Genomic DNA, 15,409 nt, shown 5'->3' on the forward strand with positions numbered 1-15,409 from the left:
GTCGCGTCCCCCCCGGGGCGCCGCCGGGCTGGGCGGCGCCCGCCCGGGCCGGCGGGACCGCCGCGACGACCGCCGGGGCGGGCTGGTCGGTGGTCATTCGGCGTACGCTCCGCGGGAGTCCGGTCCGGGTAGGGCGGACCGGACCGCCAGGCCCAGCACCACCGAGGTCAGCACCGTGGTGGTGCCGCCGATGTCGGCGTAGAGGAAGTCGACTGTCACCCAGCCGAGCAGGGCGAGCGCGGCCAGGCCGGGCCCGTCCGCGGCCCGGCGCAGGCAGCCGGCGAGCAGCGCGAGGAACAGCGCCGCGTACGCGACGATGCCGACCAGGCCCTGCTCGGACAGGACCAGGAAGTACATGTTGTGCGGGGAGAGCAGCGGTTCGCGCTGGAAGCCGATGGTGGCGTCGGCCGCGTCACTGCCGGAGGACAGCCGCAGGGGGGCGTGACTGTCGCGCAGCCGCTGGAACGCCTTCGGGCCGGCCCCCGTGACCGGGTGGTCCTGCCAGATCCGGCCGGCCGTCGTCCACAGGTCGTAGCGGTCGCTGACCGACTGGTCCGGCGCGGCGGACACCGAGCCGATGCTGCTGAGCCGCTCGGTGACGCCGGAGGCCCCGAGCCCGAGGCCGCCGACCAGCACCACGGCCGCGGCCGCGGTCAGTACGGCGCCGCGGACCGCCAGCCGGGCGTCGGCGCGCAGCAGCAGCACGGTGGCGGCGGCGCCGCAGGCGATCCAGCTGCCCCGGCTGAAGGAGACCGCGAGCGGGAAGGCGAGGAAGGCGGCGGCCCCGGTCATCGCCAGGCGCAGCGGGCGGCTGCCGGCCGGGCCGCGTTCGCCGAGCGCCAGGGCGAGGGCGGCCAGCAGGCCGAAGCTGACCACCGTGGACATTCCCATGATGTCCAGGGCGCCGAAGGTGCCGACCGCCCGGATCGGCTGCCCGGTGTAGGAGGCACCGGTGCGGGTGAGGTACTGGTGGGCGCCGACCACGCCCTGGACCAGGGCTGCGGCGACGAAGGCGCCGAGCACGAGCCGCTGGTCGCGGCGGTCCCGCAGGGAGCACACCACGGCGGCGGGGACCAGCACGAAGATCTGCACCAGCCGGACGAAGCCCGTGACGCTGGCCACCGGGTCGATCGAGGTGAGGGTGGCGGCGGCGGCCGCCAGCACGATCCCGCCGAACAGCAGGCACGCCCGGCGGTCCACCCGGGGGGCGCGGCCGCGCACCAGGTCGAGCGCGGTGAGCGCGACCAGGACCAGTGAGGCGACGTCGGCGGGGGTCACGTGCACGGCGGCCGTGACGTCCTTCTCGCCGGTCGGGACGCAGACCAGCAGGACGGTCGCGGCGGCCCACAGGCTCGGCCGTCGCGCCACTATGCTCGCCAGCCGACTCACCGTCAGGGTGCTGGCCGGGCTCGGACGCAGGAGTGCGAGGGCCATCTCAGCTCCCGTCCGGGTGGAGCATCAGGGCGGCCGTGCGGAGCAGGATCTTGGCGTCCTGCCACAGGCTCCAGCCTTCGATGTAGCGGTTGTCGAAGCGGGCCCGGTCCTCGATCGAGGTGTCCCCGCGCAGGCCGTTGACCTGCGCCAGCCCGGTCAGCCCGACCGGCACCCGGTGGCGGTCGGCGTACTCGGGGTAGACCTGGCCGAACCGCATCACGAAGTACGGGCGCTCGGGCCGGGGGCCGACCAGGCTCATGTCGCCGCGCAGCACGTTCCACAGCTGCGGCAGCTCGTCCAGCGAACTGCGGCGCAGCAGGCGGCCGACGGCGCCCATCCGGTGGTCCTGGGAGATGTTCCAGCGGGTCGCCGACTCGTGCTCGTTGCTGGGGCGCAGGGTGCGGAACTTGAGGACGGTGAAGGCCTTGCCGTCCAGGCCGGTGCGCTGCTGGCGGAAGAGCACGCCGGGGCCGGTGTCGCAGCGCACGGCCAGTGCGCAGACGGCCAGGACCGGTGCCAGGGCGAGCATGCCGAGACCGGAGGCGACGATGTCCAGGGCCCGCTTGGCGGCCCAGCCGGGGCGGCGCATCGCGGGCCGGGCGAGCGGCAGGCAGGGGAAGCCGTACAGGTGGTCGGCGGGGAAGCGGCCGAGTGAGCCGTACTCGCGCAGGGCCGGGACCAGCCAGACCTGGCAGCCCAGCCGGACGGCGTCGCGCAGGGCGGCCGCGGTCTCGGCCTCGTCGGCGGCGCCCTCGGTGGCGACCACGTGGTGGATCCGACGCCGGCGCACCTCCCGCTCCAGCACCTCGCGGCCGCCGAGCACCGGCAGCCGGGAGTCGCCGGCCAGCAGGACCGGGTCGGGGTCGACGTAGCCGACCGGGCGCAGGCCGTACTCGCGCCGCTCGGTGAGGGTGGCGGCGATCCGCTGGCCGAGTTCGCCGGCGCCGAGCACCAGCACCGGGCTGGGCCGGCGGCGGCGGACCTTGCGCAGCAGGTGGTAGGTGAGGGCGCGGCCGCTGACGGCGAGCAGCAGCAGGCCCGCCAGGAGGGCGGTGAGCCGGAGCGGGGTGGCCGGGCCGGAGCCGGGCCAGCGGCCGTCCAGGCAGGCGGTGAGGGTGACGGCGAAGGCGGTGGCCACGGCGGCCCGGGCGGCCAGCGCCGGGAGTTCGTCCAGGACGGAGAGGCTGAGCCGGTTGCGGTAGAGCCCGCCGGCCAGGTTGAGCGGGAGCAGCAGGGGGAGCAGGGCGGCGGCGCCGGTCAGCGGGTGCGGTCCCGAGGCGGTGGCGGCCGCGACGGCGGCCTGGGCGCCGCAGACCGCGAGGCTGTCGACGCCGACCAGGGCGAGCGGCAGGGCGACCCGGGAGCGGAACGGCCTGCGGTGCCGCCCGAGGCCGGGTGCGGAGCGGGTCCGCGGCGGGACCGGCCGATCGAGCACCTCGGCGGAGAGCCGCCGCGGCGCCGACAGGGATCTGCCCGGCCGTGGCACACTCTCGTGGTCAATGGTCATCAGCGCACGAACTCCCCTGCTGTGTACCCGCCATGACGGGACAGCCGGAGCCGGGTCGCACCAGCGCGCGGCGATCCCGGCCCGGTGGACGCGGTCCAGGTAAGCACCTGCTGCCTCGGACGGCTCTCGGCCCTCTCGCCGGTCGATCCACGCGGGATGGACCGGTGAGAATCGGAACGAAGCAGGCAAAATCAGACAATACCGAACGCCGCCTGGATGTCAGGAAGTTGACTTGCCATTTCATTCCACCTGCCCATTAATCAGACCGTCGGATTTGCACCTTCGGCCCAGCGGTCACGGCGCGAATTCGGCAGCACCTTCACCGCGAGCATTCACGGCGAGCATTCACGGTCTGAGAAACGATCAGGACCGCTCCGGGACACGGGGGGTCCGGCCGCCGGGCACCGCGGCGGCGCCCAGCAGCGCGTCGTAGACGTCGGCCACCTGGCGCACCACCTCGCGGATGTCGTGCCGGCCCGCCATGTGCGCACGGGCCTGCACCCCGCGGCGTTCGCACTCCCCCGGGTCGGCCAGCGCCGCCGCCAGCCGGCCGGCCAGCGCCGCCGGGTCCTGCGGCGGCACGAGGGCGGACGCGGCGTGGCCCGGCGGCAGGCACTCCCGGGCCCCCGGAACGTCCGAGAGCAGCACCGGACGGGCCGCGGCCATCGCCTCCAGCGGAGCCAGCGCCATCCCCTCCCAGCGGGACGGCAGCACCACCAGGTCGGCCGCCGCCAGCCAGGGACGCGGGTCCGCGACGTTCCCCGCCAGCCGCACCCCGGACGGGTCGGGCAGCGCCCGCACCAGCTCCGTCAGCACGGCCTCGTCCGGGCCGCCGCCGACCAGCGCCAGCCGCGCCCCGGGGACCCTGCCCGCCACCTCGGGCCAGGCGGCGAGCAGCACGTCCTGGCCCTTCTGGCGGCACAGCCGGCCGACGCAGACCGCGAGCGGGGCATCCGGGTCCACGCCGAGCGCGGTCCGCGCGGCCCGGCGGCCGGCCGCGTCCTCGGCGGCGAAGTACCGGACGTCCACGCCGTTGGGCACCACCCGCCAGTCGCCGGTCAGACCGGCCGCCACACCGTCCACCCGCTCCTGCTCGCTGACGCACAGCAGAACACGGGCCCAGCGGGTGGCGAACCGCTCCCAGCGCAGCGTGGCGGCCGCCAGCGGGCCGCCGACCGCCGCGAACGACCAGGCGTGCGGCTGGAACACGGTGGGCACCGCACCCCGGACCGCCAGCCGGCCGGCCAGCCCGGCCTTGGCGCTGTGCAGGTGCAGCAGGTCGGGGGCGGCCTCGCGGACGATCCGGCCCAGCCTGCGCACCTCGCCCAGGGTGCCGGGGCCGGGCGAACGGCCGGCCGGCCAGTCCAGCACCTCGGCCCCGACGGCGGCGGCCTCGGCGGCCAGCCGGCCGCCCGGCGGGCAGGCCACCAGCACCCGGCAGCCGGCCTCGCACTGGCCCCGGGCCAGGTCCACCACGACCCGGGCGACACCGCCGTCCACGGGCTGGGAGATATGAAGGATCGTCATGCGCACGGCGGCGAGCCTAGGTCCGGGGGCCATCGGATCCCGGGTCCCGTCACCCGTCCGGGGAAGCACGTCACCCGTACGGCGGGTGGGCCGTACGGGTGTGCGGGGGCGAGTGACGGGAGGCAGGCGCCGGACAACGGATGACCGATGACAGAATCTGAAATCTGTCACCCGTCATCGGTCATCGACTATCGGCCGGATGTCACCCGCCGGCCGTCTGGGATCAGCCGTCAGCGATCAGCCGTCAGGCCAGCTCGTCCGCGAGCTTGGCGAGCACCGCGTCGTGGATCCGGTTGAGGCCCTTGGGCGCGAAGGTCCGCTCGAAGAAACCACCGATACCGGTGGCGCCCTGCCAGCTCGCGTCCACCGTCACCCGCGCCGCACCCTCGCCCGCCGCGGCCACCGTCCAGGTGATCACCATGGTGGAGTTGGCGTCGGTCTCCACCAGCTGCTCCGGGCTCGGTGCCGAGACCGTGAACAGGCAGTCGCGCACCCGCTTCTCGGTGGCCTGGAGCCGCCAGTGCACCTGGGTGCCGGCCCCGGTGCCGCCGGCCTTCACCTCGTACTCGCTGTACTGCGCGGGCAGCAGGCGGGGACGGACGACGGCGTAGTCGGCCAGCGCCTCGTACACCCGCTCGGGGGTGGCCTGGTAGACGCGCTCGGTGGTGGCCTGCACCTTGCCCATGGGGCTGTTCTCCATTCACTGCGACTGCACTGCCGTTGCACTGCTGCTGCACTGCTGCGGGACGGTCCGTGCCTCCGGGCGGCCCGGCCGCCGGACGGTCGGGGTCAAGCCAACCACCGCCCTCGGCCGCGCCCCAAACCGGGCCCGGAAATCGGGCGCACCCCGCACGGCGGCCGAGTTAGGGTGGCCGGTGTGCTCGATCAGGTGACCGCAGTCCGCTATCTCGACCCGCTGCGCGCGGGCGGCTCGGTGCCCGGGGTGGTGGAGACCGACGACCTGGGCACCTACGTGGTGAAGTTCACCGGCGCCGCGCAGGGCCGGAAGGCCTTGGTGGCCGAGGTGATCGTGGGTGAGCTGGGCCGCCGGCTGGGCCTGCGGGTACCGCCGCTGGTCCTGGTGGACTTCGACCCGGCGGTCGCGGCGGACGAGCCCGACCCGGAGATCCAGGACATCCTGCGGGCCAGCTCCGGACTCAACCTCGGTATGGACCTGCTGCCCGGCGCCCGCGACTTCCGGCCCGGCCTGCTGGACGTCGACCCGGCCGAGGCCGGGCGGGTGGTCTGGCTGGACGCGCTGACCGGCAACGTCGACCGCACCACCGCCAACCCCAACCTGATGGTCTGGCACGGCCGCCTCTGGCTGATCGACAACGGCGCCGGGCTGGTCTTCCACCACCGCTGGTCCGGTGCCGCGGCCTCGCTGCTCAAGCCGTACCCGATGTCCGCGCACGCGCTCGGCGGCTACCACCCGGACGTGCTCGCCGCCGACGCCGCGTTGGCGCCCCGGGTCACCGAGGCACTGCTGCGCGAGGTGGTGGCCCTGGTGCCGGAGGAGTGGCTGGCCGAGGAACCGGGCTTCGGTTCGGTGGCGGAGCTGCGGGAGGCGTACGTGACGCAGCTGGCCGCGCGGGCGGCCGCCTCGACGGCCTGGCTGCCGACCTGCTTCGCCACCCCCGAGGAGCAGCGGGCCGCGGAGGCCGCACGGGCGGCGGCGACCCTCGCGGCCCGGCCCGACTGGCTGAAGCAGGTACCGAACCGGCACGGCCGGGCGCAGGTGGAGTCCGACTGGAGCCGCCACATCGGCTGACCGGCCCGGGCCCCCGGCCCGGCCACCCCCGAGACCGCGCACCCAGCACCTGGCACCCGGCAGCAGAGTGCCCCGCCCGGGACCAGGTCCGGGCGGGGCACTTCGGGCTCAGCGGCTCAGCGGCCCGACCGTCCGCGGCTCAGCGGATCAGAACCGCCACCACTGCGCGGCCGTCGCCGCGTTGATGATGCCCGCGCCGTAGAAGCCGTTGTTGGCGGTGCCGCCCTCGCAGACCCCCTTGAACGCGCCGTCGCCGCTCGGGTCGAAGACCGCCGGGCAGGCGTGGTCGTCGGCCTGGTGCACCAGCATCGCGCGCAGCTCGTCCGGGCCGGCCCACGGGTGGGTCGAGGCGAGCAGTGCGACCACGCCGACGGTGTGCGGGGACGCCATCGAGGTGCCCTGCATGTAGGCGTAGCCGCCGCGGACGGTGGAGAGCACCCGGCCGTTCTTGTCCGGGGTGTCCGGCAGCTGGTAGCGGGAGTCACCGCCGGGGGCGGCCACCGTCACCTTGCCCTTGCCGTAGCTGGAGTAGAAGGACTTGTCGCCCTTGACCCCCACCGAGCTGGTCACCACGACGCCGGGCAGCTCGGTCGGCAGCGACAGGCAGCTCTCGTCGATCGGCCGCGAGCCGGGGGTGGTGTCGTCGGGGCTGGTCACGTCGACCGTCTTGTGCGCGAGGTCGATGTTGTCGTTGCCGGCCGCGGCGACGTTGAGGACGCCGTTGCGCTGCGAGAAGGCGACCGCCCGCTTGACGGCCGTGGTGACGGCGGCCTGGTCGGGGTCGTTCTTGCAGTTGAACAGCCAAGGGTCGATGTAGTAGCTGTTGTTGGTCACCTTGAAGTGGTGCTCACCGGCCCAGACGAAGCCGCAGATGGCGTACTCCGGGTAGATGAAGCCGCCGTCGTCGACCACCTTGACCGCGGCGAGCCGCACGCCAGGGGCGATGCCCTCGATGCCCTTGCCGTTCTTGGCGGCCGCGATGGTGCCGGCCACGTGGGTGCCGTGGTCGCTGGTGGTGGGCTGCCAGGAGTTGAAGTCGGTGTTCGGGCGGCCACCGTCGATGCAGGAGGCGGAGAGCGAGGCGTCCACGTTGGCGGCCAGGTCCTCGTGCTTGGCGTCGATGCCCGAGTCCAGGACGCCGACCACCACCCGGCGGCTGCCGAGGGTGGTCTCGTGGGCCTTGTCCACGCCGATCTGCCGCATGTCCCACTGGTTGGCCCAGAGCGGCTCGGAACCGTCCGCCGGGGTGGCGCCCGGGGAGACCCGCTCGACGGTGGACTCCACGTCCGCGGCCACGATCCCGGCGGTCCGGCTGGCGCCCACCGAGTCGATCCCCTTGACGTGCCGCAGCTTGGCCGCGAACCCGGTGTCGGTGGAGCGGGCGATCACCACGCCGATCTGCTCGTACGAGTAGACCACCGAGCCGCCGGCCTTCGCGATCTCCCGCTCGGCCTTCTTCACCTGGCCGTGGTTGGCCTGGGTGTTCACCACATAGCTGAGCAGCGGCCCGGGCGCCGGGTCCGATCCGGCTGCCGCGGCGGTGCCGGCCGGCAGCGCGATCGAGCCGGCGGTGGCGAGCGCGAGACCTGCCGCCGCGAGCCGTGCCCGACGTATCCGAGGAACTCTCATAGGGGATGGCCCTCCCGAGTCTCGTGGTGCCCCACTGATGGCAGGAACACGTAAGTGGGTGGGACGCTAGTGACCCCTCGATCGCTTCCGCAAGGGTGCGGACGGGGGTGATCGGCTCGCCCGCGCGGCCACCGCACCTGACCAGCTGATGTGACGTCAGGTAGTTTCCGTGTCAGCTGAGATGTCCGTGTCCAGACCGTACAGCCGGGCGGCGTTCCCCGCCGACAGCTGCGCCTCGATCCCCGCCGCGTCCGCCGCCGTGCACGCCCCGTCGCGCTGCCACCCCGCCAGCAGCGACCCCAGGGCGTGCCGGTACTGCGCCGCGCCGACCAGGAACAGCTCCGGCAGCCCGTACGCGTCCGTCGAGAACAGCACCTTCCCGAACGGTGCCAGTTCGAGCACCTCGCCCAGCACCTCGGCGGCCCGCGCACCGGTGTACGAGAGGGTCAGCCCCACGTCCAGGTGGACGTGCGGGAAGCAGTGCGCCAGCCAGGCGGCCTGACGGTGGTACGGGTAGCAGTGCAGCAGCACCAGCGGCACGCCCGTGGGCTCGACGGCCCGGACGAAGTCCACCAGCAGCGCCGGATCGGCGAGGTGCAGCCGCAGGTCCGGGTCGCCGAAACCGGTGTGCAGCTGGATCGGCAGCCCGAGTCCGACCGCCTGCCACAGCAGATGGCGCAGCAGCACCGGGTCGGTCAGCCGGGCCGCCGGGCCGCCCTCCCGCCGCCCGGCTGCCCGCTGCTGGGCGGCCCACCGCTCGGCCGCCCGGACCACCTCGGCCCTGCCGGGCGGGCGGGGGTCGATGGCCAGCCCGTGCCGGTAGGCCAGTACCGACTTCACCGCGACCACGCCCGCGCCCGCGCAGGCCGCCGCGAGCTCCTCGGCCAGCGCCTCGGGCCAGCGCCCGGGCGTCGCCCGGACCCGGGCCGCGACGCTCTCCAGCCGGACCACCTCGTACGTCCGGGCGCCCGAGAGCCGGGCGAGGGCGTCGAGCGGGAGCAGCGGGCGGCCGGCCGCCTCGGTCAGCCCGGTGTCCACCAGGCAGGCCGTCAGTCCGGCCGCCGCCAGTAGCCGGCGGCCGGCCTCGGGGGTGCCCAGCTCGCGCCGCCGGGCCAGGTACTCGGCCGGTTCCGTGTGCGCGGGCAGACCCAGGGCGGGCGGGCACCACCGCCGTACGGCGAGGCCCAGCGCGCTGCCGAACGGGCTGCAGCCGGGGGCGGGCGGCCGGTCGGACTCGGTGAGCAGCGAGGCGAAGACCCCGTCGTCCAGGGCCCCGTCGCCCAGGGCCGCGCCATCCAGGACCCCGTCGCCCGGCTCCTGCCCGCCGGGGGCGAGCACGCTGTGGCAGTGCTGGTCGATCAGCATCCGGTCACCAGCGCAGCCTGGTCGCGGCGATCACCTCGTCGGCGCCGACCCCGTCGAACAGGCCGATCTCGGCCTCCCGGACGGCCAGCACCGCGGCGTGCAGCTCCGCGCCGAGCGCCTCCCGGAGCAGGTCGGAGCCCTTGAACGCGGCGGCCGCCTCGGCGAGGTCGGCCGGCAGCCGCTCGGCGTAGCCGGAGTCGGCCGGGTCGCCGGAGACCTCGGGCGGCAGCCGCAGCCCGCGGTCGATGCCGCCGAAGCCGGCCGCCAGCACCCCGCCCACCGCCAGGTACGGGTTGGCGGCGGCGTCGAAGCACTTCACCTCGGCGTTGGCCTGCTCGGGGGTGGATCCGGGGATCAGCCGCAGCGCCGCCTCCCGGTTCTCCCGGCCCCAGCAGCGGTAGGGCCCGGACCAGCGGCCGGGCACCAGCCGCAGGTAGCTGGCCACGCTGGGGGCGCCGAGCGCGAGCAGGGCGGGCAGCTCGGCCAGCACTCCGGCCAGGAACGCCTCCCCCTCGACGGTCAGTCCGTACCGGCCGGGCCCGCCGCCGCCGAGGTTGCGTCCGTCGCGCCTCAGGCTGAGGTGCAGGTGCCCGCCGTTGCCCACGCCGTCGGCGGCCACGGCGGGCGCAAAGGAGGCCTCGAGCCCGTACCGGACGGACACCGCCTGCACCGTGTGCCGCACCAGGACCGCGAGATCCGCGGCCGCCACCGGACCGGCCGGGGCGAGCGACACCTCGAACTGGCCGACGGTGTACTCCGGGTGGATCTGCAGCACCGTCAGCCCCTGGTCGCGCAGGGCCCGCAGGACGTCCCGGAGATAGTCGGACAGTCCGATCAGCCGGCGCATCCCGTAGGCGGGCCCGGCGCCCGCGCCGTCGACCACCACCCACTCGACCTCGATCCCGGCCAGCACCTCCAGCCCCCGCCGCTGCGCCTCGGCGGCCATCCGGCCGGCGAACAGCCGCTGGCAGCCCGGATGCGGCTCGCCGTCCTGCGCGTACCGGTCGGCCGGCGCCCAGGCCCACCCGGGCTGGGCGGCGAGGACGGTGAGCGCGGCCAGGTCCGGGACCAGCCGCAGATCGCCGACCGGGCTGCCGGACGGGGCCATCGAGTCGTCCACCAGGAACGCGTCGAAGCACGGCGCCGCGCCCACGCCCCACTCCGCCGCGTGCGCCAACTGCTCGACCGGTACCGCCTTCACCCGGTGCACCCCGGCGTTGTCCACCCAGCCGAGGACCACTCCGTCCGTGCCGCCCGCGGCCAGGTCGTCGGCGGCCGTACGGGCCCGGGCGGCGCGCTCGGCGCGGGGCAGCATCGTGGTCATGCCGCCCATGCTGCCGGGCCGGCCGGACGTGCACCGAGCATCGGCCGCCCGTTCACCCGGACGGCGGACCGGATTCCCCACCCAAACCCGATGTGACCCAGCTCACACGGGGCGGCGAAATTTCCGGGGACTCGCTCCCCGTTTAGGCTAGAGTCGAACGAAGCGGGGACTCATTCCCCGGAAGCATCCGCCACCGGAACGAAGGGACGACCGATGACCACGACGACGCCACCGGCGCCCAAGCTCCGCGCGGACGCCACCCGCAACCGCAACCGCATCATCGAAGCGGCCCGCGAGGCCTTCGTGGAGCACGGCGCCGAGGTGCCGCTCGACGAGATCGCCCGCCGCGCCGGGGTCGGCAACGCGACGCTGTACCGCCACTTCGCGGACCGCCGCGAGCTGATCCACCACGTGACGCTCTCGGTCCTGGACCGGGTGGTCGAGCACGCGGAGCGCGCGATGGCCGAGGAGCCGGACGCCTTCGCGGCGCTGGTCCGCTTCACCCACGCCTCGGCCGACGAGCGGATGGGCGCCCTGTGCCCGCTGCTCTCCGAGCACATCGACCCGAACGACCCCGAGATGCACGACGCCAAGGTCCGCCTGCAGGAGACCACCACCGAGGTGATCACCCGGGCGCACCGGAGCGGCCAGCTGCGCGAGGACGTGGGGGTGGGCGACTTCGTGGTCGCCATCACCCAGCTGACCCGACCGCTCCCCGGCACCCACTGCATCGACCTCGACCAGTTCGTCCACCGCCACCTGCAGCTGTTCCTCGACGGCGTGCAGGCTCCGGCCCGATCCACCCTGCCCGGCCGCGCCGTCTCCCTGGACGACCTGAAGCCGCGTTCCTGAGCCCTCCCGCACCGTCCGGCCCACCACGGGCCGCCCCTTCTTCTCGCACCAATCGGTCTTCTCGCACTGTCCGGCACCAGCCGGTGCCTCTGCCCTGCCGTTCCGCTCTCTCGCACACAAGTGGGTATCCCCATGTCTGAATCAGCCCTGCAGCCCGACCCCCGGCGGTGGAAGGCGCTCATCTTCATCGGCCTGGCCCAGCTGATGGTCGTCCTGGACGCCACGGTCGTGAACATCGCGCTCCCGTCCGCCCAGCGTGACCTCGGCATATCCGACGCCAACCGGCAGTGGGTGATCACCGCCTACGCGCTGGCCTTCGGTGGCCTGCTGCTGTTCGGCGGCCGGATCGCGGACCTCTGGGGCCGCAAGCGGACCTTCACGGTCGGCCTGATCGGCTTCGCCCTCGCCTCGGCGATCGGCGGCGCCGCCACCAACACCGCCATGCTGCTCGGCGCCCGCGCCCTGCAGGGCGTCTTCGGTGCGCTGCTCGCGCCCGCCGCGCTCTCGCTGCTCGCGGTGATGTTCACCGACGCCAAGGAGCGGGCCAAGGCCTTCGGCATCTACGGCGCCATCGCCGGTGGTGGCGGTGCCATCGGCCTGATCCTGGGCGGCCTGCTCACCGAGTACCTGAACTGGCGCTGGACCTTCTACGTCAACATCCCGTTCGCCCTGGCCGCCGTCGCCGGCGCCGTCCTGGTGATCCGCGAGCCGGTCGGCAGCCAGAACCGCAACCGCCTCGACATCCCGGGCGTGCTGCTGGTCACCACCGGCCTGGTCTCCCTGGTCTACGGCTTCACCCGGGCCGAGTCGAGCGGCTGGACCTCCGGCTCCACCCTCGGCCTGTTCGCCGCCGCCGTCGTCCTGCTGGCCGCGTTCGTCCTGGTCGAGAGCAAGGTCAAGGCCCCGCTGCTGCCGCTGCGGGTGGTCCTGGAGCGCAACCGCGGCGGTGTCTACCTGTCGCTGGGCCTCGCCGTGATCGGCATGTTCGGCCTGTTCCTGTTCCTGACCTACTACCTGCAGATCGTGCTCGGCTACACCCCCGTCGTCACCGGCCTGGCCTTCCTGCCGATGGTCGCGGGCATGATCACCGGCTCCACCCAGATCGGCGCCCGCCTGATGACCCGGGTCGCCCCGCGCTACCTGATGGCGCCCGGCTTCCTGGTCGCCTCCATCGGCATGCTGATCTTCACCCGGATCGGGGTCTCCACCTCTTACTGGGAGCTCCTGCCCGGCCTGATCCTGATGGGCCTCGGCATGGGTACCGCGTTCATGCCCGCCATGAGCATGGCCACCCACGGGGTGAAGCCGCAGGACGCCGGTGTCGCCTCCGCCATGGTGAACACCTCCCAGCAGGTCGGCGGCGCGATCGGCACCGCGCTGCTGAACACCATCGCGACCAGCGCCTTCACCGCGTACCTGGCCTCGCACCACAGCGGACCGGAGCCGCTGATCAAGCTCCAGGCGATGGTGCACAGCTACTCCACCGCCATCTGGTGGTCGGTCGGCATCCTGGTGCTGGCCGCGGGCATCGCCTTCACCCTGATCAACACCGGCCGCCCGGACGCCCACCAGGCCACCGGCGCCGACTCCGAGGAGCTCGCCGTCCCCGTGATGGCGCACTGACCCTCACCCCGCACACCACCACGGCCCGCCCGGTCCCCACCGGGCGGGCCGCGGTGCGTTCAGCGCACGTACTCCTCGAGCACCTCGGTGTCCAGCGTCACCGACACCGGCGCCGGCACCACCACCTCGTGCCCGTACGAGAGCGCGACCACGCTCCGGTACCGGCCGCCCTCGGGCTCGCTGTGTACGGTGGACAACCCGCGTGTCCCCGTGGCGGGTTGCCTCTTCCTACCCCGGGGTAACTCGGCTACAGTGACCGCACGCACCACTGCCGGGCTTCGGGAGCCGCACCGGCAGGGCCGCGGCCGTGTGTGATCGACGGCCGCCCTGGTGTTCTGCTTCCCGGCCCTCGGGGCCTCTTCAGCGCAGTACTTCAACGCAGTGCTCTCAGCGCCGCTTCAGTGTTCTTCCGGAGCGTCCGAGCACCACGGCACACCCTCAGCACGGCCGGAGCGGACCGGTCCCTGTTGGCATGCCTCGACACGTCATCTCCCGCCCCCGCGCCGCCGAACCCTCCTCCCGTACGGCCTGCCGCCCGCTCGACGCCGAGCCGGCCCCGCCGGTACCGGAGTGGCGGCGCGGGCCCATGACATAGGAGTCCGGACAATGGAGCGTCCCTTCCCCACCGTCGCCGTGGTCGGCCTCGGCACCATGGGTGCCGGCATCGCCGTCGCGGTGGCCCGCAGCGGCCGCCGGGTGATCGGCATCGAGGCCGACGAGGCTTCGGCCGCCCGGGCGCTGGCCCGGATCGAGGAGGCCACCGCGCACGCCGTCGAGCGCGAGCGGTTCAGTGCCGAGGACCGCGCCGCGCTGCTCGGCCTGATCTCGGTCGGCCACGACCTGGAGGCCGCCGCCGGCGCCGACCTGGTGGTCGAGGAGGTCCCGGAGCAGCTGGAGCTGAAGCGTCAGATCTTCGCCGAGCTGGACCGGATCTGCCCCGCCGAGACCGTCCTCGCGACCGGTACCACCGCGCTGTCGGTGACCCGGATCGCCGCGGCCACCGCCCGCCCGGAGCGGGTCCTGGGCCTGCACTTCTTCAACCCGGTGCACTCGATGCGGCTGGTCGAGGTGGTCCGCACGGTGCTGACCTCGCCGCAGGCCGCCGAGGACGTCGCCGCGCTCGCCCGCGAGCTGGACAAGGAGCCGGTGGCGGCGGGCGACCGGGCCGGTTTCATCGTCAACGGCCTGCTGTTCGCCTACCTCAACCAGGCCGCCGCGATGTTCGAGTCGCGGTACGCCACCCGCGAGGACATCGACGCCGCGATGCGGCTGGGCTGCGGCCTGCCGATGGGTCCGCTGGCGCTGCTCGACCTGATCGGCATCGACACCGCGCGCACCGTGCTGGAGGCGATGTACGAGCAGTCCAAGGACCGGCTGCACGCGCCCGCGCCGATCCTCGGCCAGCTGGCCTCGGCGGGGCTGCTGGGCCGCAAGTCCGGCCGCGGTTTCTACACCTACGAGGCCCCCGGGTCGTCCAAGGTGGTGGCCGGTGCCGCGGGTGCGGGCCGGGCCGGCCGGGTGGCGGGCCGCGAGGTGCGCAGCATCGGCGTGTGCGGTTCGGGCACGATGGCGACTGGCATCGTCGAGGTGCTGGCCAAGGCCGGGTACCCGGTGCTCCTGGCCGCGCGCAGCCAGGAGAAGGCGGACCGGGCGAAGGCACAGCTGGCGAAGTCGCTGGAGCGTTCGGTGGCCAAGGGCCGGCTGACCGCGGAGCAGCGGGACGCGGCGCTGGCGCTGACCACCCCGACCGGGCAGTACGCGGACCTGGCCGGGGTGGACCTGGTGGTCGAGGCGGTGGCGGAGGACCTGGAGGTCAAGCGGGAGCTGTTCGCCACCCTGGACAAGATCTGCAAGCCGGGCGCGGTGCTCGCCACCACCACCTCCAGCCTGCCGGTGATCAGCTGCGCGACCGCGACCTCGCGGCCGCAGGACGTGATCGGCATGCACTTCTTCAACCCGGCGCCGGCCATGAAGCTGGTCGAGGTGGTCTCCACGGTGCTGACCTCCGAGGACGTCACCTCGACCGTGCTTGAGCTGTGCGGCAAGGCCCGCAAGCACCCGGTGGAGTGCGGCGACCGGGCCGGTTTCATCGTCAACGCGCTGCTGTTCCCATACCTGAACGACGCGGTGCGGATGCTGCAGGAGCACTACGCGACGGTGGACGACATCGACACCGCGATGAAGCTGGGCTGCGGCTACCCGATGGGCCCGTTCGAGCTGCTGGACGTGGTGGGCCTGGACGTGTCGCTGACCATCGAGCAGGTGCTGCACCAGGAGTTCCGCGAGCCGGGGCTGGCGGCGGCGCCGCTGCTGGAGCACCTGGTGGCGGCCGGCTGCCTGGGCCGCAAGAGCGGTCGCGGCTTCCGCGACCACGCCC

General features: G+C 74.1%; 12 protein-coding genes. 4 read left to right on the forward strand and 8 right to left on the reverse strand.

The window, feature by feature from the left end:
- Window positions 1–93 precede the first annotated feature (93 nt).
- From AA75_RS22305 to AA75_RS22320, 4 genes are all read right to left on the reverse strand, one after another.
- Window positions 94–1,434, reverse strand: coding sequence for an O-antigen ligase (locus AA75_RS22305; protein ID WP_082526733.1), 1,341 nt, complete (start codon window positions 1,432–1,434; stop codon window positions 94–96).
- Between the two features lies 1 nt (window position 1,435).
- Window positions 1,436–2,941 carry a sugar transferase gene (locus tag AA75_RS22310; RefSeq protein WP_033821952.1) on the reverse strand — a complete coding sequence of 502 codons (1,506 nt, stop codon included), beginning with the start codon at window positions 2,939–2,941 and terminating at the stop codon, window positions 1,436–1,438.
- 363 nt (window positions 2,942–3,304) lie between these two features.
- Window positions 3,305–4,468: a glycosyltransferase gene (locus AA75_RS22315; RefSeq protein WP_033821953.1), complete on the reverse strand. Its 1,164-nt coding sequence runs from the start codon at window positions 4,466–4,468 to the stop codon at window positions 3,305–3,307.
- A gap of 244 nt (window positions 4,469–4,712) precedes the next feature.
- Entirely contained in the window at window positions 4,713–5,153 is a 441-nt protein-coding gene (locus AA75_RS22320) for an SRPBCC family protein (protein WP_033821954.1), read from the reverse strand.
- Between the two features lie 192 nt (window positions 5,154–5,345).
- Here AA75_RS22320 and AA75_RS22325 point away from each other — a divergent pair, with 192 nt between their 5' ends.
- Entirely contained in the window at window positions 5,346–6,239 is an 894-nt protein-coding gene (locus AA75_RS22325) for a HipA family kinase (protein ID WP_033821960.1), read from the forward strand.
- Window positions 6,240–6,386: 147 nt separating this feature from the next.
- On the opposite strand, the gene AA75_RS22330 is transcribed toward AA75_RS22325, so the two are convergent.
- The 3 genes from AA75_RS22330 to AA75_RS22340 form a co-directional block, all read right to left on the reverse strand.
- The gene (locus AA75_RS22330) at window positions 6,387–7,868 is read right to left on the reverse strand and encodes a S8 family serine peptidase (protein WP_033821955.1); all 1,482 of its coding nucleotides are present in this window, start codon (window positions 7,866–7,868) and stop codon (window positions 6,387–6,389) included.
- Between the two features lie 156 nt (window positions 7,869–8,024).
- Complete coding sequence (locus tag AA75_RS22335) at window positions 8,025–9,233, reverse strand: amidohydrolase family protein (RefSeq protein ID WP_082526735.1); 1,209 nt, start codon at window positions 9,231–9,233, stop codon at window positions 8,025–8,027.
- Between the two features lie 4 nt (window positions 9,234–9,237).
- Window positions 9,238–10,557 carry a glutamine synthetase family protein gene (locus tag AA75_RS22340; RefSeq protein WP_033821962.1) on the reverse strand — a complete coding sequence of 440 codons (1,320 nt, stop codon included), beginning with the start codon at window positions 10,555–10,557 and terminating at the stop codon, window positions 9,238–9,240.
- 213 nt (window positions 10,558–10,770) lie between these two features.
- On the opposite strand from AA75_RS22340, the gene AA75_RS22345 reads away from it, so the two are divergent.
- Both AA75_RS22345 and AA75_RS22350 read left to right on the forward strand, forming a co-directional pair.
- Window positions 10,771–11,409 (forward strand): TetR/AcrR family transcriptional regulator, encoded by a 639-nt coding sequence (locus AA75_RS22345; RefSeq protein ID WP_033821956.1) that lies wholly within the window; start codon window positions 10,771–10,773, stop codon window positions 11,407–11,409.
- A 132-nt stretch (window positions 11,410–11,541) separates the two neighbouring features.
- Complete coding sequence (locus AA75_RS22350) at window positions 11,542–13,032, forward strand: MFS transporter (RefSeq protein ID WP_033821957.1); 1,491 nt, start codon at window positions 11,542–11,544, stop codon at window positions 13,030–13,032.
- A 59-nt stretch (window positions 13,033–13,091) separates the two neighbouring features.
- Here AA75_RS22350 and AA75_RS44840 read toward each other — a convergent pair whose 3' ends face one another.
- The gene (locus tag AA75_RS44840) at window positions 13,092–13,229 is read right to left on the reverse strand and encodes a hypothetical protein (protein ID WP_233289135.1); all 138 of its coding nucleotides are present in this window, start codon (window positions 13,227–13,229) and stop codon (window positions 13,092–13,094) included.
- A 409-nt stretch (window positions 13,230–13,638) separates the two neighbouring features.
- Here AA75_RS44840 and AA75_RS22355 point away from each other — a divergent pair.
- Window positions 13,639–15,409: 3-hydroxyacyl-CoA dehydrogenase family protein (locus tag AA75_RS22355; RefSeq protein WP_033821958.1), on the forward strand; the 1,771-nt coding region annotated here is incomplete at its 3' end.

Origin of the sequence: Kitasatospora sp. MBT63 (genome assembly GCF_000710465.2) — a bacterium.
Lineage (GTDB): Bacteria > Actinomycetota > Actinomycetes > Streptomycetales > Streptomycetaceae > Kitasatospora.

Coding starts and splice junctions, on each gene's coding strand:
- AA75_RS22340 (WP_033821962.1), bottom strand. CDS start 10,557: ATGACCACGATGCTGCCCCGCGCCGAGCGCGCCGCCCGGGCCCGTACG.
- AA75_RS22305 (WP_082526733.1), bottom strand. CDS start 1,434: ATGGCCCTCGCACTCCTGCGTCCGAGCCCGGCCAGCACCCTGACGGTG.
- AA75_RS22345 (WP_033821956.1), top strand. CDS start 10,771: ATGACCACGACGACGCCACCGGCGCCCAAGCTCCGCGCGGACGCCACC.
- AA75_RS22310 (WP_033821952.1), bottom strand. CDS start 2,941: ATGACCATTGACCACGAGAGTGTGCCACGGCCGGGCAGATCCCTGTCG.
- AA75_RS22315 (WP_033821953.1), bottom strand. CDS start 4,468: ATGACGATCCTTCATATCTCCCAGCCCGTGGACGGCGGTGTCGCCCGG.
- AA75_RS22335 (WP_082526735.1), bottom strand. CDS start 9,233: ATGCTGATCGACCAGCACTGCCACAGCGTGCTCGCCCCCGGCGGGCAG.
- AA75_RS22320 (WP_033821954.1), bottom strand. CDS start 5,153: ATGGGCAAGGTGCAGGCCACCACCGAGCGCGTCTACCAGGCCACCCCC.
- AA75_RS22330 (WP_033821955.1), bottom strand. CDS start 7,868: ATGAGAGTTCCTCGGATACGTCGGGCACGGCTCGCGGCGGCAGGTCTC.
- AA75_RS22350 (WP_033821957.1), top strand. CDS start 11,542: ATGTCTGAATCAGCCCTGCAGCCCGACCCCCGGCGGTGGAAGGCGCTC.